This window comes from Streptomyces sp. MAI_2237, assembly GCF_054189285.1.
The window spans coordinates 440,124-460,769 of sequence record NZ_JAJPGQ010000002.1; the positions used below are offsets into that span (position 1 = coordinate 440,124).

Genomic DNA, 20,646 nt, shown 5'->3' on the forward strand with positions numbered 1-20,646 from the left:
GGGGCGGGAGAACGAGAAGAGGTGCGCGTGGACGGGGAGACACGGATGCTGACCATCGGCGCTTTCGCCCGGGCGAGCCGGCTGTCGCCCAAGGCCCTGCGGCTGTACGACGAGCTGGACCTGCTGCGGCCCGCCCGTGTCGACCCCGACACCGGCTACCGCTACTACGCCCCGGCCCAGCTGGAACGGGCGCGTCTGGTGGCCTGGCTACGGCGGCTCGGCATGCCACTGGCCCGAGGGCGGTGTGTTCGTGTGGCGCGGTGCGGGGACGATGGTGTCGTCGTCCCCGGCAGCAAGGAGATCACCGCGTGTCCTCTCTGTTCCCAGCCCTGAGCGATGAGCCGAGCGAGCGGGTCGCCCTGCGCTTCGGCGAGCGGTCCCTGACGTACGGGGGGCTCGCGGCGGCGGCCGGTGCCCTCGGGGAGCGGATTCGCGGGGCCGACCGGGTCGCCGTGTGGGCCACCCCGGCGCTGGAGACCGCCGTCGCCGTGGTCGCCGCCCTGGAGGCCGGGGTGGCCGCGGTCCCGCTGAACCCGAAGTCGGGCGGGAAGGAACTGGAGCACATCCTGTCCGACAGCCGGCCCGCGCTGCTGCTCGTGGCTCCGGGCGACGAACCGCCCGCCCCGGTGAGCGGGCTGCCGCGGGTCGACGTGCAGGTGATCGGCTCCGCCGTCCCGGCCCCCGCTGCCTCCGTCACCGGCGAGGACCCCGCCCTCGTCGTCTACACCTCCGGCACCACCGGCCCGCCCAAGGGGGCCGTCATCCCCCGCCGGGCGATCGCCGGCACCCTGGACGCGCTCGCCGACGCCTGGCAGTGGACCGGCGACGACGTCCTCGTGCACGGGCTGCCGCTGTTCCATGTGCACGGCCTGGTGCTGGGCGTCCTCGGCCCGCTGCGGCGCGGCGGCTCGGTCCGGCACCTGGGCAGGTTCTCCACCGAGGGCGTCACCCGCGAACTCGGGGCCGGGGCGACCATGCTGTTCGGCGTGCCGACGATGTACCACCGGATCGCCCAGGCCCTGCCGGAGGAGCCGGAGCTGGCCGCGGCGCTGGGCCGGGCCCGGCTGCTGGTGTCCGGTTCGGCCGCGCTGCCCGTGCACGACCACGAGCGGATCACGGCCGCGACCGGGCAGCGGGTGATCGAGCGGTACGGCATGACGGAGACCTTGATGAACACCAGCGTGCGGGCGGACGGGGAGCCGCGCACGGGGACCGTCGGCGTGCCGCTGCCGGGCGTGGAGCTGCGGCTGGTGGAGGAGGACGGGACGCCCGTGACCTCGTACGACGGCGAGACCGTGGGCGAGATCCAGGTGCGCGGCCCGAACCTGTTCACCGGCTATCTCAACCGGCCCGACGCGACCGAGGCCGCCTTCACCGCGGACGGCTTCTTCCGCACCGGGGACATGGCGGTGCGCGAGAGCGACGGGTACGTACGGATCGTCGGGCGCAAGGCCACCGACCTGATCAAGAGCGGGGGTTACAAGATCGGGGCCGGTGAGATCGAGAACGCGCTGCTGGAGCATCCGGGGGTGCGGGAGGCGGCGGTCACCGGGGAGCCGGACGCGGACCTGGGCGAGCGGATCGTGGCGTGGGTGGTGCCGGAGGACGCAGAAGCCCCGCCCGGAGCGGCGGAGTTGGCCGACCATGTGGCCGCCCGTCTCGCCCCGCACAAGCGCCCGCGCGTAGTGCGCTATCTGGACATCCTGCCCCGCAACGACATGGGGAAGATCATGAAGCGGGCGCTGAACCGTGACTGAACGCCTGACGGCCCGCGAGATCCTGGCCCTGCTCGTGGACGACGCCACCTTCACCGAACTCCCCCACCCGGCGGGCGACTCCGGGCCCGGCGGGCCCCTCGCCTGGCTGGGGTACGACGCCTCGCGGGCCCGGGCGGCCGAGCGCACCGGCGAGCGGGAGTCCGTGGTCGTCGGCACCGCGAGCGTCGAGGGCACCCCCGCGGTCCTGATCGCCTTCGAGTTCGGCTTCCTCGGCGGCTCGCTGGGCGAACGCACCGGCGACCGCCTGGAGGCGGCCCACGCGTACGCCCGCACCCACCGCCTTCCCGTCGTCCCGCTGATCGCCACCGGCGGCAGCCGGATGCAGGAGGGCATGATCGCCCTCACCCAACTCCAGCGCGTGGCCCGGCAGTCGGCCCTCACCCGGGCGGCGGGTCTGGCCCAGATCGCCGTCCTGCGCGACCCGACGACCGGAGGCGGCTGGGCGACCCTGGGCGCGGGCGCGGATGTGATCCTCGCCCTGCCGGGCGCCCAGGTCGGCTTCGCGGGCTCCCGGGTGCGCCCGGCGGACGCCGATCCGACGGCGTACACGGCCGAGGCACAGGTGGCGTGCGGCGCGGCGGACGCGGTGGTGCCGCCGGCGGAACTGCGGCAGGTGCTCGGGCGGTGGCTGCGGCTGCTGGCGGGCGGGGTGGACCCCGCGGCCGCTCCCCCGCCCGCTCCCGTCCCCTTCGCGCTGGGCGCGCACGACCTTCCGGACAGCGGCTGGGAGGCCGTGCGGCGGGCCCGTTCGCCTCGGCGGCCCCGCGCCCGCGCCTACCTCGACGCCTACTTCGGCCACCGGGTCGCGCTCAGCGGGGACCGGTGCGGCGGCGCCGATCCCGACGGGATGCTCTGCGGCTTCGGCGAGCACCAGGGCCGTACCGTCGCCTACGCCGCGCAGACCGGCACCTCCACCCGGCCCTCCGGGTACCGCACCGCCGCCCGGCTGATCCGGCTCGCGGACCGGCTCGGCATCCCGGTGCTGACGCTGGTGGACACCCCGGGCGCGGCCAACGACGCGGAGGCGGAGCGGCAGGGCGCCGGGGCGGCGATCGCGGAGCTGTTCGGTGCGGTGGCCGCCGCGCGAACTCCCGTCACCACGCTGGTGATCGGCGAGGGCGGCTCCGGCGGCGCCCTCGCGCTCGCCGCGCCGGGCGACACCTGGGCCACGCCCGACGCCTACTTCTCGGTCATCGCACCGGAGGCGGCCGCCGCCATCCTCAAGCGCCCGGACGGCGAGATCCGGGCGACGGCGGACCAACTCCGCATCCGTCCGCAGGACCTGCTGGAGCTCGGGGTGATCCGCGGCATCGCCGGCCCGCCGGGTACGTTGTCGCCGGTCACACGGAACCGCCACAAGGGAAACCACGACAGCACCGGCCACCGTCCGTAACATGTGAGGTTGCCTTGAGTCACCTGCACGGGGGAGTCGCCACGCCATGGACGCGTTAGTGGAGTTCAAGACCGAGGACGGCGCGCTGATCGTCGTCGAGGGCGTCGACGAGGACCCGGGGGCGCGGATGGTCTCGCGCGGTGACGGACCGACGCTGGCGGCCCGCACGTTCGAGAGCGCGCTGGGCGGTGTCCGGGCCGCCGCCGAGTCGGCGCTCAGGGTGTTCCGGGACGGGACGCTGCGGCCGGACTCGGTGGAGCTGGAGTTCGGGGTGAAGCTGAGCGCGGAGACCGGGGCGGTGATCGCGAAGGGGGCGGCCGAGGGACATCTGCTGGTGAAGCTCAGCTGGTCGCCGGGGCCCGCGGACGCGGACCGGGAGGCGGCCAGCCGGTCATGAGCGGCTTCGCCTGGCACGCCCGGATCGTCTGCGGGAGCGAGATCGGCGCCGGATTCCTCGTCTCCGCACGCCATGTCCTCACCTGCGCCCATGTCGTCCGCGCGGGCGACAGCAGCGCGGTGACGGTGTCCTTCCCCGGTGGCCGCGGTCTGGGACAGGTGCCCGCGACCGTGGCCGTGCACGGCGGCTGGGCGGGCGGCGCCGCCGACCCCGGCGACCTCGCCGTACTCGAACTGGACCGGGAAGTCCCGCTGGAACCGGCCGAGTTCGCCCCGCCGGGCGCCGAACTCGCGGGTGGGCACGCGCCGACGCTCGTCGCGTACGGCTTTCCCAAGGGGTACGACGAGGGCATGCTCGCCCGCTACCACGCCGTGCCCGGTGCCCTCGTCTCGGACGAGTGGCGCCAGTTGGAGGCCGCCACCGCGCACGGCCAGGCCCTGGCGCCCGGGTTCAGCGGCGCGGCCGTGCACCTCGCGGACGGCAGGGTGGTCGGCATGGTGACCACCATCGCCGGTTCGCGCGACGGCCGGGTCGGCCGCATGCTGCCCACCCAGGTCATGGCCCGCTACTGGCCCGGCCTCGGCGCCCTCGTCCCCACGCCCGGCCACGGGCGGGAGGCGGTGCGCCGGCTGTACGCGCTGGTGCGGCGGGCGGTGGCGGAGGGCGTCGCCTGCGATCCCGCCCGGCTGGTCAACCACGCCGTGGGCCCCTTCGGCCAGCCGCCGCCCGAGGACGCCGTCGCCTCCCTGGAGGCCGCCGCCGGATACGTGCAGTGGGAGGTCCCGGGCGCCGAGGCGGTGACCCGCTTCGCCGACCTGCTCCAGGAGGTGCTGGACGGCACGCCCGCACGGCCCGCCGCCGCGGCCTGGTCCCCGATCGTCGTCGAGATCGAGCGCAGCGGCGCCGGCGCCGACCTGGTCACCGTGGAGGTCTCCGCCTACCACGACGGTCAGCGCCGGCGGGTCGGCTCCCGGCGGCTGCGGCGCTCCGCCGTCCGCGCCTACGTCCAGGGCTGCATCGACGAGGCGTTCTCACAACTCGCCCTCGACGCACACGAGTTGATTACGTTCGTGATGCCCCGCGAATGGCTGAACGAGCCGGTGGCGCGCTGGGAGTGCGGCGCCGACGACTCCACCCCGCTGGGCTGCGCCTATCCGCTGGTCGTCGTGGACCGCTCGCGGTACCGCAGCGGCCGGCTGCGCCGCGAACTGGCCAAGCGGTGGCAGAAGCTGGACACCTCGCCGGGGGCCCGGCTGCACCGCGTCGACTGCGGCGCCCCGGAGCGTCCGCAGAGCCTGCGCAAACGGCTCCGGGACGACGACGCCGACCTGGCGGGCTATGCCTTTCCGCCGGACGCCGCGCAACCGCACTTCGAGGCCGGCCTCAACTCGCCCGTGCCGGTCCTGCTGTGGCCGCGCACGGGCTGCGCCGGCTCCCGGCACGACGGCCCGTGCTCCGGTACGGCGTTCCTGGACCAGCTCGCCGACCGGCTCGCCGGCGTCCCGCCCGCCGAACTGCCGGGCGAGGTCCAGGCGTTGCGCGAGACCGCGGACGCCGACGACGACCCCGACGGGCACTGGGCGAGCGGTCTGCAGCTGCTGTGGGACGATCCGCGCTGCTTCCCCGAACCCGCCGCGCTCCTCCACTCACCGGTCGCCTGAGCGGCCCGACCGCCCCCCTCAAGAAAGCGAACGTTCCATGGCCCTGTGGCCCGTCTACACCGGCAGCGGCACGCCGCACGACGGCATCACCCGGCTGCCCCCGCCCCCGCCCTGGCGCGCCTTCGACGGCGCGCCCCTGCTCGACGCACCGGGCGAGGGCGACGCGGCGGCCGCCTCCCCCGACCGCGTGCACCGCGCCGAGACCTACCGGGCCACCCCGCAGACCGTCCAGCTCGTCAACGCCGCCCTGTACCTGCGCCGCCCGCTGCTGGTCACCGGCCCACCCGGCACCGGCAAGTCCTCGCTCGTCTACGCGGTCGCCCGCGAGCTGCGCCTCGGACCCGTACTGCGCTGGAACATCACCAGCCGCAGCACCCTGCACGACGGCCTCTACCAGTACGACCCGCTGTCCCGGCTGTACGCGGCCCGGCACACCCAGGCCACCGAGGCGGGCATCGAGGACCACCTGCGGCTGGGCCCCCTGGGCACCGCCCTGCTCCCCTACGCCCACCCGCGCGCCCTGCTCATCGACGAGATCGACAAGAGCGACCTCGACCTGCCGAACGACCTGCTCAACGTCCTGGAGGAGGGCCAGTACGAGATCCCCGAGCTGGTCCGCGGCGCCCGCCGTACGCCGACGGCGGAGGTGATGGTCGACGGCACCGACGAACGCGTCCCGGTGGAGCGCGGCCGGGTCCGCTGCCGGGCCTTCCCGTTCGTGGTGCTCACCAGCAACGGCGAGCGCGAGTTCCCGCCCGCCTTCCTGCGCCGCTGCGTCACCCTCAGGCTGCGCCAGCCGGACGACGACCGGCTCGCCGCGATCGTGCGCGCCCACTTCGACGGCGAGCCCGACGCCTACGCGCAGACCCTGATCGACCGGTTCCTGTCCCGGGTCGGCGGCGGCGACCTGGCCACCGACCAGCTGCTCAACGCCATCTATCTGGCGCGTTCCTCCGACCTCGGTGCGGAGAGCCTGGACGAGCTGGCCGAGCAGCTGATGCCGTACCTGGGCGACGCCCCGCACACGGACGCCTTCTGAAGGCCGGATGCCGTCCGACACCCCGGGGCGCCCCGAACCGCTGGCCCGTCTCGCCGACGTCCTGGCCGAGGCGGGTTCCGGCGTGCGCCCGACCCCGCTGGAGCTGGCCGAACTGCTCTGGCTGGCCCGGCACATGGAACCGCGGACACCGCCCGCCGAGCGCGCGCCCCGCCCCGCCGCGGACGCGCTGCACCCCCAACAGCCGCCCTCACCGCCTCCGTCCCCCCGGCCACCGCGGCCAGGCGCCCACCGGCCCGCCGGTCCCGTCCCCTCGCCCCGCGCGCCCCTCCACCTGCCGTCCGCGACCGGCCCCGGTGACGGACGCCCGCACACCACGCTGCTCGCGCCCGCGCCCCCGATGCTGCGCCACCCCTGGGTCTGCAGCGGGCGTTGCGTCCGCTCAAACGCCGTATCGACTCGCCCGTGGGCCACGAACTCGACGAGCACGCCACCGCCGACCGCATCGCCCGGCTCGGCGCGGCCCCCGAGGGGTGGCTGCCGGTCATGCGCCCGGCCCGGGAGCGCTGGCTGCGCCTGAACCTGGTGTACGACACCGGGCCCACGATGCCGGTCTGGCGCCCCCTGGTGCGCGAACTGCACACGGCGCTCGCGCAGTCGGGCGTCTTCCGTACGGTCGTGCCCTACCGGGCCGGGGCCGACGGGACGGTGCGCGGCCCGGGCACCCCCACGACCACCGACGGCCGTACCGTCACCCTGCTGGTCAGCGACTGCATGGGCCCCCAGTGGCGCCAGGGGCCGTCGGGCGCCCTGTGGTTCGCCACGCTGCGCCGGTGGGCGTCGCGGATGCCGCTGGCCGTCGTACAGCCCCTGCCGGAGCACCTGTGGCGGGAGACGGCTCTGCCCACGACGCCGGGACGGCTGGCGGCGCCGTATCCGGCCGCGCCGGCGTCGGCGCTCGTTTTCACGCCCTACGAGCCGCGGGAGACGAGTGCGGCCGTGCCGTTGCCCGTCATGGAACCTGAGGCCGGCTGGCTGGCCAACTGGGCGGCGCTGCTCGCGGCCCCGGGCGGCTCCGACGTCCCGGCCGCCGTCGCCCTGCTGGACCGGCCGGCCGCCCCGGAGGACCGCGCGGACGCCGCCCTGCTGTCGGCGGAGGAGCTGGTCCTGCGGTTCCGGGCGACCGCGTCACCGGAGGCGTTCCGGCTGGCCGGGCATCTCGCGGTCGGCCGGCCCGACCTGCCGGTGATGCGCCTGGTCCACGCCGCCCTCGAACCGGACCCCCGCCCGCAGCACCTGGCGGAGGTGATCCTCAGCGGCATGCTCAGCACCGTTCCCGGGCCGCCGGGCTCCTACGCCTTCCGCGCCGGCGTGCGCGACCTCCTCCTGCGCGGCCTGCCCCGCACGGCGCGCACCAGGACCGCCGAACTCCTCGAACGGGTGGGCGCGTCGATCGACCGGCGGGCCGGCCGCTCGCGGGGCGAGTTCCGTGCCTCCACCCCGTCGGCCTCGGGCACGGGGACCGGGGCGGGCGCGGACGGCGAGGCGTTCGCGACGGTGAGCGCGGACAGCGTGCGGCGGCTGACCGGTTCCTGGCGGCCGGCCGGTCTCGACGTGCCGGGCGGCCCCACGTCCCGGCCCGAGCCGCGGCGCCCCGCCGTGCTCTTCGAGGCCGACGACCTCACCGGCCGGCCCGAGGCGCGGATCGCGCTCGAGTACGCGGTGGACCGGATCCTGGAGCGCGCCGGGCTGGACCGGCGCGAGGTGCGGGTCCGTGCGGACGGCTACCTGGTGCTGGCCCGGCCCGGCGCCTACACGCTGCCGGTGCTGGTGGCGGCCCTGCGCGGGCTCGGCGAGGCGGTCGGCGGACCCGCCGCCCCGCAGCGCCTGCGGGTGACGTTCTGGCACACGGCCGGCCCCGGCGATCCCGTCGTACCGCCGGAGGTCCGCGCCCTGCAGGGCCGTACGGCCGCCGACGTCCTCCTCGTCGTCTCGCCGTCCTGGTACGAGGAGTTCGCGGCGAGTTCCGCCGCACTGGAGGAGCCGCGCTTCGAGCCCCTGCACGGCGACGTCCCGGACGAGCCGCCCGTCGCCTGGTACCTCACGCTGTCGACGGCGGGTCCCGGGCCGGAGGAGCGGGACCTGGTGAAGGGCCCGTTCATCACCCACGACCTGCGCCGGCTGGGCATCCCCGCCCCCGGCCGCACGGCGATCGTGCACACGCAACCGGACGGCCCCTTGACCCTGCTCAACCCGGCGCGCCCGCACGGCCTGCGCCCGCCGCGCCGCACCACCTACTACGAGGTCGACCTCACCAGCCACCAGGCGTTCCACACCGTCTCCCTGCCGAGTTCCGGCAAGGGCGCCTTCGCGGCCGCCGTCGAGCTGTCCTGGCACGTCGTCGATCCGGTGGCGTTCGTCCGCGCCGAGATCACGCGGGTCGCGCAGCGGCTCCTCGACCATGTGCTGGACGCGGCCCCCCGCATCACCCGCCGGCATCCGCTGCGCCGGGCGGGCGCGGCGCAGCGGGCGCTCGACTCCGGGCTGGGCAGGTGGCCGGTGCCGGGGCTGGCGATCTCCTGCGCGGTGCGGCTCAGCACGGAGAGCGCCCCGCCGCCCCTGCCGCGGCCGCCCGCGCCGCGGCCGGTGTCCGCTCTGCTCGCCGACGCCGAGACGGTGCTGCTCGGCTTCGACGGTCCCGTCACCCGGCTGTTCTCCGCGCTAACCGCCCGGGAGGCCACGGTGGACCTGCTGTCCGTGGTGGCCGAACAGCGCGATCCCGAGGACGCGCTGGCGGGGCGGCCGCTGCCGCGGGCCGCGGGGCAGGAGGTGTTCGCGCACCCGCTGGACCTGCTGCGCGCCTTCGCCCACGACCGGCTGGGCCCGCCGCTGCGCGACCGCCTCGACCAGCTCGAACTGCGGGCGGTCCCGGACGCCCCGCTGACCCACAACTCGGTCGTCCTCGTGCGCACCCTGCACCACGCCGACCGGCGGGTGGCCGTGGTCTCGGACGTCTGCGAACAGGCGGTGCGCCGGTATCTGCGGCCGTTCCGGCTCCCCCTGACCGGCGTGCACGGCCGCGCGGACGACCTCGCCCTGCTGATGCCCGACCCGGACTGCCTGCGGCGCGCCCTGTCCTCTCCCGCCGCGTCGGCCTCGGCGAGCGTGCTGATCGGCTCCACGGTCGCCGAGCTGACGGCGGCTCAGCAGCTGGGGCTGCGCTTCATCGGCCTGGCCCGCAATCCGACGATCGAGCACGGCCTGCGGGAGGCGGGCTGCGAGGTCACCGTGCCCTCCCTCGCGCCGCTCCTCGAAGCGGCCCAGGCCCTCTGATCCGTCCTTATCTCTTTATTGCTTCAGGCGTAAGTCGCAAAACCGCCCATTCAGCGGCACCCCGCCCGGCCCCCTCCAAGCGGCGCCCCGCTCCCGGCCCCCGCACGATGCGAGGGAGGCCCGCCGCCCGGCGGGCCTCCCGGAACAGGAACAGAGAACGAGGCCCGCCACCCTCCACCGGCGGCCCCCACGGTCTGCGCTCTCGGGAGGACCTGCCATGACCGCCAGCCTGGAGCAGCTGCGCCGCTGCCATTTCGCCGTCGATCTGGGGGCGGCCCGGACCCGCGTCTACGTGAAGGGCGCCGGGCTCGTCGTCGACCAGCCGTCCGTCGCCGCCGTGAACACCAAGACCGGCGCGCTGATCGCGGTCGGCGAGTTCGCCGAGAAGATGACCGGCCGCACCCCGCACTACATCCGCGTCATGCGGCCCGTGTCCGGCGGCACCGTCGTCGACATCGAGATGGCCCAGCGGATGCTGCGGCACCTGCTCGGCGACAAGATCCGCCGCACCCTGCGCCGCAAGCCCTTCCTGCGCGCGGCGGCCTGCACCCCGCACGACGCCGACCCGCTGGCCCAGCGGGCGGCCATCGAGACGCTCGTGGGGCTCGGCGCCCGGCGCGTGGAGCTGGTGGACACGCTGATCGCCGCCGCCGTGGGCTGCGGACTGCCCGTCGAACGCCCCGAGGCCACCATGATCATGGTGTGCGGGGCGGCCGCCACCCAGGTCGCCGTGCTGTCGCTGGGGTCGATCGTGACCGCCGAGCGCATCCCGGTCGGCGGGGAGGCCGTCGACCACGCCATCATCCAGCACCTGCGCCACGAGCACGAGCTGATGCTGCCGAGCCAGTCCGTACGGCCCTTGCAGCTGGCTCTGTCCGGCAACGGACTCACCCTCCAGGGCCCCGCCTCCACCGAGATCCACGGCCGCGACGTCGCCACCGGCCTCGCCCGGTCGGTGCAGGTCGACACCGCCGCCGTCCGGGACGCCATCGAGACGCCGCTGACCGCCGTGCTCGACGGCATCGGACGGGTGCTGCGGGACTGCCCGCCCGACCTGGTGGCCGACCTCGCCGACCGCGGGATCATGATGGTCGGCGGCAGCGCGCTGCTCCCCGGCCTCGACCAGATGCTGCGCGCGGCCACCGGCATGCCGGTGCACATCGCCGAACGCCCGGACGTGTGCGCCGTCCAGGGCCTGGGCTACATGCTGGAGGGCCGGATCGAGCCGCTCGTGCTCGACCCGCTGGCCACCTGAGCGGCGCGGGTGGACGACCGTCTCCCGCCGCTCCTCGAGGCCGTCCTCAGCGTCGGCACCGACCTCGAACTGCGCGCCCCCCTCCGGCACATCGCGGACAGCGCCGCGGAACTGACCGGCGCCCGGTACGCGGCCCTGGGGAACCGGACGGCCGGGACGCCGTCCGGCTGACGGTCCGCGACGACGGGACGGCGGACGGGGACGCGGGCACGACGGTCACCTGGCAGGCACCCCTGTGACCGGCGCCCGGGCGGCGGTCAGCGGGCGAACCAGCAGCGCACCGCGGTCCCTTCCGGACCGGTGTGCACCCGGACGAGGTCGGCGACGAGGTTGACCAGGAGCAGGCCGCGGCCGCCGCGCTGCTCGCGCGGTGCGGGCCGGCGCCCGGCCAGCGGGTCGGCGAGATGGCCCTTGTCGCACACCTCGGTCACCACGTGACCGTCCTCGGCCCACACCCGGACGGTGCCCGTGCCGCCGCCGTGCACCACGCTGTTGGTGGCCAGTTCGGCGATGACCAGGGCGAGGTCCTCGACCCGGGCGGGCGCCAGGCCGAGCCGGGCGCCCTCGCCGGTGACGAGGTGCCGGGTCCCGCTGAGCGAGTTCGCGTCGAAGCGCACGACGGGGGCGTCCGGGGCGGGCGGCAGGGGCTCGTTGTAGCGGGCGACGACCGCCTCGGGAGCGTAGGCGCTGCTCCTGACGGCCTCCCGCGATCCGCCGCGCAGGAGCGTGGGGTGGGTGGCGTAGGCGTCGGCGATGACCTCGGGCGGCAGGCGCCGGGTGTCGTAGGGGCACAGGACGGTCGCCTCCCGGCCCCGGAACGCCGCGTTGATCAGCGCCTCGTGCTGGACGCAGGCCGGGTACTCGGCGGGGCTGCGGCCGGCCCAGACCGGCTCGCCGACGATGTGGACGCGCGCGCCGGGCGCCTGGGCGTCGGCGAAGGCGCGCAGCACGCCGGGGATGATCCGGCCGGGGTTGCGCCCGGCCTCGCGCATGTCCAGGAACCGCACGGCGTCGCCGTCGGTTCCCAGGGCGTCGCGGATGATCCGGAGGTTCTCCGCGGGCACGGCCACGGCGACGGGTTCGCCGGCCGTGAGCGCGGCGCGCACGAAGGGGACGGTGCCGTCCAGGTACTCCCGCTCGTCGCCGTAGAGAAGCGCGGGGTGGACGAAGGGGTCCTGCTCGGTGGTCGCGGTGCTCATGACGACGGCACCTCGATCGTGGGGATGCCGGGCCAGAACAGGTCCAGCGCACGACGCAGACTGACGGGGGGTTGCTGCAGCACGATCCTCCTGCCCTCCTCCAGTGACTGCGCCGCGGCGGCGAGCGCGTCCGTGCCCGCGACGTCGACGAAGGTGAGCGCGGACAACTCCAGCCGGTACACGGGCCGCGCGTCGCGCGCGGCACGGCTCAGCGCCCCTTCCCACTGCGCCAGGGTAGCGAGTCCGACCTCGCCGCCGACCCGCAGGCCCGCCCCGTCCGGCAGTGGGAACACCGTCAGCCGCGGTACGGGGGCGGTTCCGGACGGCGTCCGGCAGGGGACATCCACACCCTTCTCCCCTCTTCTCGCGGCCGCTCGGTGGACCCCGGTGGTCGTGGATTCACGTACCCGGCCGCGGCACGGCCATTCCCGGCGACGGTCGGTGTGTACTCCGTCGCCCTACGGGCAGGCGCATGGTCGGCACCGCCGGGTCCCCGCGGGGCCGGCACGGGAGACCCGCGCCCGGCGGCGGCCGGTGACTCAACGTCGTGACGACTGTCGGGAGCAGCGAGGCGGACATGACCTCAGTGGTACACACACCTCTCGGGGGGAAGCCGAACACCCTGGTCATCGACGCGAGGGTGGAGGAGGACCGGGCCGTGCTGACCCCACGCGGCGAACTCGTCCACGGCTGTACGGACGTGCTGTCGACGGCCCTGGAAAGACTGCCGGCGCATGTGCGCGGAGTGGATCTGGACATGACCGGCGTGGTCTTCATGGACACGGCGGGGCTGCAGTTCCTGGAGCGGCTCGGCGCCTTCGGGCGCCGGCGGGAGGTCCCGGTGCGCTCCCGGCACTGGAACGGCCAGCCGCGCCGGATCCTGGAACTGGCCGGTCTGAACCCCGACGCCCCCCTGCGGCACGCGGCCCACCCGGTGGACGGGGAGGCGGAGGCGCCGGGCGCCTCCGCGGTGGCCCGGGAGCGCGCGGAACAGCTGCGGGAGTTGCGCACGGAGGTCGAGCAGCTCAAGCAGGCGATGGCCTCCCGCCCGGTCATCGACCAGGCCCGGGGTGTGCTGATGGCCGTGCACGCCTGCACCTCCGAACAGGCGTGGGAGATCCTGCGCGAGGCCTCGCAGCGCTCCAACATCAAGCTGCGCGCCGTCGCCGCGGCGGTCACGGCCGGCGCGGAGCCCGACGGCCCCGCACCTTCCGAGGAACTGCGCCGGGCCCTGCGCACTGCGGTCTCGCACCACCTGCGCTGACGCCGGCCGAACCGGTCGAGGACGTCAGTAGGGCAGGATCCGCCCCGACGGCGTCCTGGTGTCGACGGGGGTGTCGCGGGGCTGGCTCGGGCGGCGGCTGACACGGACGCGTATCCGCTGGTTCATGACGACCTCCTCGGGTCTCTCGGTCCCTCTGGCCGACGTGAACCAGCCTGGTCCGCGTACCGCCCCGGCACATCGTGCCGACGAAGGCACCTGCCCTGCCTCTCCGGCGGGACCCGGCCGGGCGCCCGCTACTCCCCGGGGAGGAGGGTGACCCCAAGATCCCCCCGACGCCACACCCATAAACGATCGTTTTCGGCCACGCCCCGATTGACCTGGCGGAATCAGCTCAGTCCGAGGGAGGACAGCGCCGTCGTCCAGTCGGACGCGACCGCCTCTCGAGCGTCGTCCAGGCCGACCGTGCCGTTGCACACGGCCTTCTTCAGCTTGTTCTCCACGGTGTCCTTGTTGGCCGCGGTCGTGTCCCCGTAGCGCGGCTCGGGCCAGAGGTTCTCCGCGCTCTTCGGGGCTCCGCCGAGTTCGAGCGGGACGAGGTGGTCCTCCTCGTAGTCGGCCGTGCTGGTGTCCTCGTAGCCGTACTCCGCGATCTGCCGGACCTTGAGCGCGTTGGTGTAGGAGGTCGACGGCCGCACGGTGGAGGTCCATCCGGACACGCATATCGTCGAGCCGATGGTGTCCTGCGTGACGTCGGGGTTGTAGGCGCCGGGCTGGCAGGCGGGGTCGGGCAGGGGCAGGTAGTCCTGCGAGCAGCCGGCCGCATGAGCGGCGGTGCCCGTCCCGAGGATCAGGCCGGCGACGGCGAGACCGAGGGACGTGCTCGTGGCGGTGAGGCGGCGCATGGCGCGCATGGGGGTTCTCCCGCGTTCGGCCCGGGGATTCCGGGCAGTCGTGGGCATGACAGCACCGGCCGGGTCTATGCGGGTAGAAGCATCTGGCGAGAATTCGGTGAACTGGCCGAGTTCTTACCGCCCCATGGCATCCGGTTTCCCAACCCCTGGCGCGGACTTGGGAGTTGGGAAACCAACCGGAGACGAAAGCGCGCGGTCAGTGCGCGGTGAACTGCACGCGGGTCGGCTGGACGACGTTCGGCTTCACGGCGACCCCGTCCACCGTCAGCCGCTCGCCGTAGATGTCGGTGATCCTCAGGGACCCGCCGCAGCCGCTCCCCTTCTCGGAGAGGAAGTAGTTGTACGAGGTGCGCGGCAGCGCCAGCCATCCGCTCCCGGCGCGCACCTCCAGCCGCGCCACCGGGTTGCGGTGCCCGAGCACCTGGACCCCGCACCAGTACCGGCTGGACCCGGTCTTGTACCGCACCGAGAGCGTGCCGGCGTCGGCGGGGCTCACCAGCTCCCAGGACACGGCGATCCGCCCGGCCGACGGCGCGGCGAGCCTGGCGAACGCCTGGACGCTGAGGTCGAGTTGTCCGACGGCGCAGTCCCCCGGGCACTCGTTGACGATCCGCACCGTGACGGAGGCACCGCTCGCGGCACGGACCCGTACGTACGCCCCGCACGCCTTGGACGTCTCGTAGTCGGCGGTGTTCATCGCCGCGATCATCATGTCCGCGCTCGGACCGAACAAGCAGGCGCCGTCGCCGTCGGCGGCGTCGTAGTGCGTGGCGACGCCCTGGCGGGTGGTGCCGGGGACGATCCGCCCGGCCAGGGAGGCCGCGGCCGGTACGGCGCGCGGCGCCCTGGTCGGCTCGGGCCGTGCCGAGGCACCGGCCGCCCCGGCCGACGGCGTGGCGGAACGGGCCGTGGGCGACGGGGAGGCCGAGGCCGGTCTGCGGCCGGACGGCGTCGGCGACGGGCTCGCCTGCTCGACGCCCGCGACGGCCGTGGCCGCCGTGGCCGAGGTGTGCCCGGCGGCGGTCGCGCCCCCGCCGCCGGGCCGGAACGCGACCACCAGGGCCACGACGAGCGCCGCCGCCGCGACGGCGACGACGGACACGAGAGCCGGACGCCGGTCACGGGGCCGGCGGTGCGGAGTTGGGGACGCCACGGGCGAGGTCCTTACCTGGTTCGGTGACGGGATCATCGCCCCTGGGTCGCCGCCGGCGCCGAAAAGGTTGCCGCCGGTTCTCAGGACAGCGCGCTGCCCGCCCGCCAGGTCGCCCAGTCGACGTTCCAGTCCCCGTAGCCATTGCCCTCGGCGACGGGGTCCTTGGAGTGGACGACGGTGACCGGATCACCGAGGTGGACGTGCCCGAAGAACCACCGCGCGTCGCTCGTGCTCATGCCGATGCAGCCGTGACTGCCGTTGACCCGGCCGAACTTGCCCGCGTTCCACGGCGCCGCGTGCACGAACGTCCCCGAAGGGGTCAGCCGCACCGCCCACTTCACCGAACCGAGGTTGTACGCCTCGGGGCCGAAGATGCCCACGGTCCGGGAGTTCATCCGGATGCTGGGGACCTTCTCCAGGACGACCATGGTGCCGTTCCAGGTCTCGAAACCGGGCTTGCCGCTGGAGACCGGAAGGGTGCGCAGCACCTTCCCGTCCTCCTTGACCGTCATGGTCTTGCGGTGGGTGTCGACGGTGCTGACGACCGCGTGCCCGACGTGGAAGCGGACGACGCGCTGCTGGGTGCCGTACACCCCGCCGCCCGCGTCGACGCCGCTCAGGGCCATCCGCAGGGTGACCTCGGTGCCGGGCGTCCAGTACCCCCGGGGCCGGTAGTCGACGCGGTCCTTGCCGCTGTGGTCCTTCACCCAGCTCCATGCGCCGTCGACGTGCGGGCTGGTGGTCACCGAGAGCCTGCGTTCCACGGCCGCCTTGTCCCGGACGGGCTTGTTGAAGGCGACCGACACCGGCATGCCGACGCCGACGGTCGCGCCCTTCTCCGGGCTGTACTCGCCGACGAACGTGCGCGCCCGCGCGGTGGCGAGGGTGGTCCGCCGCGTCACCGTCTTTCCGTCCGCGTCCTTGGCCCGGGCGACGACGGTGTACTTCGTCGCCGGCGCCAGCAGGGCGGACGAGGTCCAGGTGTGTCCGTCCGCCGACAGCGATCCGCCGAACTCGTCGGTTTCCGGGGCGCTCACCCGTATGTCCACGAGCCTGCCGCCCGAGGAGTGGACCCGCACCTTGTCCCCCGGCGAGGCGGCCGCGCCGCCGCTTCCCGGCTGCACGGTGATGACCGACGCCGGGCTCTTCGTGGCCTGCTTGCCGTCGCTCTTCGCGCCCCCACCGCCGTCGCAGGCGGTCAGGAGCAGCGCGGCGAGGCCCACCGCGGCCGTCACTCTCCTCGCCACCCGGCCGCCACCGGGAAGGTCCGCTCCTCGCGGTCGTCGTGCCCGGCGCACCTGCATGAGTCCCTCCTCGTCGAACTCTCCTCCACGCTACGTCGGACGAGTGCCACGCCGGGACCGAGGAATGTGTCGCGCCGCGCGCTTTCAGTGGCTCACCGGCGCGTCGTGGCCGGGGGCCTGCTCGGGGTGCCCTCGGCGCGCAGCGGGCTGTGGCCGGGCCCGGGCCGGCCCGCGGCCTCCGTCGTCGGGCGCGGGTGGTGCCGGGGTACGACGTCCTGCGGGAAGGTCAGCTGGGCGTTCATCCACTTCAGGGCGGCGGGCATCTCCCGTACCCAGGTGGGGAAGTTGTGGCTGCCGTTCTCGGGGAGGATCGAGGCGACCCGCATGGGCGGCTTGACGGCCTTGATGAACGCCTGGGTCTCGGCGTAACCCTTCTCACCGTGCTTGCTGTTGGCGACCAGGACCGAGACCTGGGGGGCGGGCAGGTGCGCGAGCCGCCACATCAGGTCGTGGCCCTCGACCCGGGCCTGGCGGCCCGGACCGCTGCCGAAGAGGTTGCCGGTCGTGGGGTCGTCCTTGACCCTGTAGTCGGGCGACAGGGCTGCGGCCGTGGTGTAGACGTGCGGGTTGCGCATCGCGAGCTGGAGGGCGCAGCTGGCACCGGAGGAGTACCCCATGACGCCCCAGGCGCTGGAGTCGTGACCGGCCCGGTAGACGGACCGGACGGCCTCCGGCAGGTCCTTGGCCAGGAACGTCTCGGTCTGCGGCCCCCCGGGCACGTCCACGCACTCGGTGTCGCGCGGCGGGGCGATCGTGGGCCGGATCATCACCATGATCGTCGGCTGCATCTGCCCCTTGCTCTGCAGGTCGCCCGCGGTCTGCGAGACCCGCAGGTGCTGCGCGAGGTTGAAGATGCTGCCCGGGTAGCCGCTCAGCGCGACGATCACCGGGAAGCGCATGCGGTGGTACGCCTTCTGGAAGTACTGCGGCGGCAGATAGACGAAGGCCGGGTCGACGACGCCGGTGCGCTTGCCGATGATCTTGACGGACTCCACCCGGCCGACGGCGGCGGCCGGCCCCTGGGGCAGCCCGCTCACCCGGCTCAGCTGCTCGTTGCCGGCCGGCTGGACGAGTGAGCCGTGCACGCTGCTGATGCCGTTCACCGAGCCGTCGCCGTTCTGGTCGGCCGCCTGCGTCACACCCACGGGGGCGGTGTCGACGTTGCCGAACAGTTCTCCCCAGGAGCCGAAGAACTGGTACGACGAGTTCACCCCGCAGGCGAAGGCGGCGACGATCGTCACCTGTGTCACACCGATGGCGCACAGCCGTCCCAGCACCTGCCACAGCCCCGGTTTGGCGAGCCGTGGCCACAGCCAGACCAGCAGCGCCACAGACAGGGCTGCCAACGCCACCATCGCGTATACGGTCGTTCGACTGGTCAAACCCATGTCACTCAGTCCCTGAGATCCCTGCCCGTGCACTTGTCCTGCACAGGAGGAGGGCTGAAGAGCCTTCCGCGTTCCGTAACGAGAGCTTTGAGCGGAAGACATGGCCTGTTCCGCTATGTCACGCGGCGGGAAGACAGCGGGCGTCTCCTGAGCCCTCGGGAGCGAAGGCGGACGGCCCTCGCGGCGCTGTCCTCAGTCCTTCTTCCCGGGCGGCGCGTAGAGCGCCTCGATGTCGGCGGCGAACTTGGCGGTCACGTATCCGCGCCGCACCTTCTGCGAGGGCGTCAGCTCGTCCCCCACGGCGAAGCCCCGGCTCAGGATGCGGAAGCGCCTGATGGACTCGGCCGTGGACACCGTCCGGTTGGCCTCGTCCACCGCGGCCTGGACGGCCGACCTCAGCTCCGGATCGTCGCGCAGTTCCGCGACGCCGTGCGTCCGCGGCCGGTCGTGCTCACGCCCCCACCAGACGACGAACTCGGGGTCGAGCGTGATCAGGGCACCGATGTAGGGCCGCCGGTCGCCGACGAGCACGCACTGGTCGATCAGCCAGTGGGCCCGCAGCCGGTCCTCCAGCGGGGCCGGCGCCACGTTCTTGCCGACGGCCGTGACGATGAGGTCCTTCTTGCGGCCGGTGATGGTCAGATACCCGTCGTCCAGCTCCCCGACGTCACCGGTGCGCAGCCAGCCCTCCTCGTCGAACGCCTCGGCGGTGGCCTCCTCGTCGTGCAGATAGCCGCCGAAGACGTTCGGCCCCTTCACCAGCACCTCGTCTCCCGGACCGATGCGCACCGCGCAGCCGGGCAGCGGACGGCCCACGCTGCCGACCCGCTGGGCGCCCGGCAGGTTGAGGGTCACCCCGGAGGCGGTCTCGGTCAGCCCCCAGCCCTCCAGCACGGTGACGCCGGCCCCCCGCATGAAGTGCCCGAGGGCGGCCCCCAGGGGTGCGCCGCCGCTGCACGCGTAGGCGACGTGACCGCCCAGCGCCGCCCGCAGCTTCGCGAGGACCAGCCGGTCGAACACCCGGTGCCTGGCCCGCAGCCACAGGCCCGGCCCGCCGTGGTCCAGCGCCTCGCTGTAGGCGACGGCCGTGGCCTCGGCGGCCCGGAACATCCGCGCGTGCCCGCCCGCCACCGCCGTACGCTGCGCGGTGTTGCGCAGTTTCTCGAAGATCCGGGGGACGGCCAGCAACAGTGTGGGCCGGTAGGTGCGCAGTTCCGTGGTGAGGTTGCCGAGGTCGCTGGTGTGCGCGACCTGCGCGCCGTTGTGCACGGCGGCGAGCGCGACGACCCGGGCCAGGACGTGGGCCGGCGGCAGGAACACCAGGAGCCTGGTGCGGTCGGTCAGGACGTTCTCCGTGATCCCGTCGGCGGCGGCGACGTTGCGCACCTCGGCGACCAGGTTGCCGTGACTGATCAGACAGCCCCTGGGCCTGCCGGTCGTACCGGAGGTGTAGACGACGGTCGCCAGCGCGTCGGCGCCGACCGCGCGCCGCCGCCGCTCGACCAGTTCCCGGGGCACGGTCCGGCCCAGCTCGACGAGGTGCCCGAGCCCGCCGTCCAGGCGCCACACCTGGCGCACCGAGGCCACCTCGGCGGCGGTGACGACGCGGGCGCGCTCCTCGCCCTCGACGAACGCGGCCCTGGCACCGCTGTCCCGCAGGATCCACTCGACCTGCCCGGCGGACGAGGTCTCGTACACGGGCACGCTGACCGCCCCCGCGGTCCAGATCGCGAAGTCGCACAGCATCCACTCGTAGCGGGAGCCCGACATCAACGCGATCCGGTCGCCCGGCGCGATCCCGGCCGCCATCAGCCCGGCGGCCAGCGCCATGACCTCGTCGGCGAACTCCCGGGACGTGACGGTCCTCCAGACGCCGTCGGCCTTGCGGGCGAACGCCTCGTGGCCGGGGCGGTGCAGGGCGTTGTCGACGACGTCGTCGGTCGCGTTCGCCCGGGGCGACGTGACGTACTTGGCCGGGGTGTACCACGTCCGCGCGTGCGATGCCTGCATACCACCATGGTCGCGCTCCGCCCGGTCCCGGTAAGGGGACCAACAGCACCGGGTGAGGGCCCACCGGCCCAGGACGGCTCGCGAAAGGGCGCCCCACGATGGGGGCACGATGAGCCTTCAGCCCCGCCCCGACGACGTGCCCGCGGGCTACCCGTTCGCGTACGAGCGCGAGCTGCCGCTCCGCGACGGCCGCCGCGTCGTGATCCGGCCGATCGTGCCGTCCGACGCGCCGGACCTGGCGGCGGCGATCCGGTCGGCGGACGCCGACACGCTGCACCGCCGCTTCCTGGGCGGTCCGCCGCGCATCACACCGGACCTGCTGGACCGGCTGACGCGCCTGGACTACGTCCGCCGGTTCGCCCTCGTCGCCGCGGAAGCCGCCTCCGGACGGGGCGTCGCCATCGCACGGTACGAGCGTCTGGCCGACGGCGTCGCGGAGGTGAGCGTCGCCGTGGACCCGGCCTGGCGCCGCGTCGGCCTGGCGACCGCGATGGTGGAGTTGCTGGCCCAGGCGGCGCTGGAACGGCACATCCACAGCTTCAGCGCCTCCTACCTCGCCGAGAACCGCCCGGTGGCGGCCCTGTTGTCCCTCGCCGACCTCACCGGCCCCCAGGAGGTCGACCTCGGAATGGCCGAGTCCGA

At 74.5% G+C, this 20,646-nt stretch carries 16 protein-coding genes and 2 pseudogenes; 11 read left to right on the forward strand and 7 right to left on the reverse strand.

The window, feature by feature from the left end; genetic code table 11:
• Positions 1-45: 45 nt before the first annotated feature.
• From LN251_RS06850 to LN251_RS06890, 9 genes and pseudogenes are all read left to right on the forward strand, one after another.
• A pseudogene (locus LN251_RS06850) lies at positions 46-249 on the forward strand (MerR family transcriptional regulator); the annotation flags it as partial.
• Between the two features lie 59 nt (positions 250-308).
• Entirely contained in the window at positions 309-1,757 is a 1,449-nt protein-coding gene (locus tag LN251_RS06855) for an acyl-CoA synthetase (RefSeq protein ID WP_458243590.1), read from the forward strand.
• Positions 1,750-3,171 carry a carboxyl transferase domain-containing protein gene (locus LN251_RS06860; protein WP_458243591.1) on the forward strand — a complete coding sequence of 474 codons (1,422 nt, stop codon included), beginning with the start codon at positions 1,750-1,752 and terminating at the stop codon, positions 3,169-3,171. The genes LN251_RS06855 and LN251_RS06860 overlap by 8 nt, the downstream gene beginning before the upstream one ends.
• Positions 3,172-3,217: 46 nt before the next feature.
• Positions 3,218-3,568, forward strand: a complete 351-nt coding sequence (locus LN251_RS06865) for a CU044_2847 family protein (protein ID WP_458243592.1) — start codon at positions 3,218-3,220, stop codon at positions 3,566-3,568.
• Positions 3,565-5,229, forward strand: coding sequence for a VMAP-C domain-containing protein (locus LN251_RS06870; protein ID WP_458243593.1), 1,665 nt, complete (start codon positions 3,565-3,567; stop codon positions 5,227-5,229). Before LN251_RS06865 ends, LN251_RS06870 begins: the two co-directional genes overlap by 4 nt.
• Positions 5,230-5,266: 37 nt before the next feature.
• Positions 5,267-6,268 carry an AAA family ATPase gene (locus tag LN251_RS06875; RefSeq protein WP_458243594.1) on the forward strand — a complete coding sequence of 334 codons (1,002 nt, stop codon included), beginning with the start codon at positions 5,267-5,269 and terminating at the stop codon, positions 6,266-6,268.
• A gap of 390 nt (positions 6,269-6,658) precedes the next feature.
• Complete coding sequence (locus LN251_RS06880; protein ID WP_458243595.1) at positions 6,659-9,559, forward strand: SAV_2336 N-terminal domain-related protein; 2,901 nt, start codon at positions 6,659-6,661, stop codon at positions 9,557-9,559.
• 217 nt (positions 9,560-9,776) lie between these two features.
• Entirely contained in the window at positions 9,777-10,814 is a 1,038-nt protein-coding gene (locus tag LN251_RS06885; RefSeq protein WP_458243596.1) for a rod shape-determining protein, read from the forward strand.
• Between the two features lie 9 nt (positions 10,815-10,823).
• Positions 10,824-10,985 carry a hypothetical protein gene (locus tag LN251_RS06890; protein WP_458244162.1) on the forward strand — a complete coding sequence of 54 codons (162 nt, stop codon included), beginning with the start codon at positions 10,824-10,826 and terminating at the stop codon, positions 10,983-10,985.
• An 86-nt stretch (positions 10,986-11,071) separates the two neighbouring features.
• Here the strand turns inward: LN251_RS06890 and LN251_RS06895 are convergent, their stop codons facing one another.
• On the reverse strand, positions 11,072-12,013 hold the full coding sequence (locus LN251_RS06895) for an anti-sigma factor RsbA family regulatory protein (RefSeq protein ID WP_458243597.1): 942 nt from the start codon (positions 12,011-12,013) through the stop codon (positions 11,072-11,074).
• On the reverse strand, positions 12,010-12,360 hold the full coding sequence (locus tag LN251_RS06900; RefSeq protein WP_458243598.1) for an STAS domain-containing protein: 351 nt from the start codon (positions 12,358-12,360) through the stop codon (positions 12,010-12,012). Before LN251_RS06900 ends, LN251_RS06895 begins: the two co-directional genes overlap by 4 nt.
• A 230-nt stretch (positions 12,361-12,590) precedes the next feature.
• On the opposite strand from LN251_RS06900, the gene LN251_RS06905 reads away from it, so the two are divergent.
• Entirely contained in the window at positions 12,591-13,277 is a 687-nt protein-coding gene (locus LN251_RS06905; protein ID WP_458243599.1) for an ANTAR domain-containing protein, read from the forward strand.
• A 347-nt stretch (positions 13,278-13,624) separates the two neighbouring features.
• Here the strand turns inward: LN251_RS06905 and LN251_RS06910 are convergent, their stop codons facing one another.
• The 5 genes from LN251_RS06910 to LN251_RS06930 form a co-directional block, all read right to left on the reverse strand.
• Positions 13,625-14,149, reverse strand: a complete 525-nt coding sequence (locus LN251_RS06910; RefSeq protein ID WP_458243600.1) for a hypothetical protein — start codon at positions 14,147-14,149, stop codon at positions 13,625-13,627.
• A 196-nt stretch (positions 14,150-14,345) separates the two neighbouring features.
• Complete coding sequence (locus LN251_RS06915; protein ID WP_458243601.1) at positions 14,346-15,302, reverse strand: expansin EXLX1 family cellulose-binding protein; 957 nt, start codon at positions 15,300-15,302, stop codon at positions 14,346-14,348.
• Between the two features lie 80 nt (positions 15,303-15,382).
• Positions 15,383-16,606: a L,D-transpeptidase gene (locus LN251_RS06920; RefSeq protein ID WP_458243602.1), complete on the reverse strand. Its 1,224-nt coding sequence runs from the start codon at positions 16,604-16,606 to the stop codon at positions 15,383-15,385.
• Between the two features lie 92 nt (positions 16,607-16,698).
• Positions 16,699-17,994, reverse strand: coding sequence for an alpha/beta hydrolase (locus tag LN251_RS06925; protein ID WP_458243603.1), 1,296 nt, complete (start codon positions 17,992-17,994; stop codon positions 16,699-16,701).
• Between the two features lie 192 nt (positions 17,995-18,186).
• Positions 18,187-20,004, reverse strand: a complete 1,818-nt coding sequence (locus LN251_RS06930) for an AMP-dependent synthetase/ligase (protein ID WP_458243604.1) — start codon at positions 20,002-20,004, stop codon at positions 18,187-18,189.
• A gap of 109 nt (positions 20,005-20,113) precedes the next feature.
• Here LN251_RS06930 and LN251_RS06935 point away from each other — a divergent pair.
• A pseudogene (locus tag LN251_RS06935) lies at positions 20,114-20,578 on the forward strand (N-acetyltransferase family protein); the annotation flags it as partial.
• Positions 20,579-20,646 lie beyond the last annotated feature (68 nt).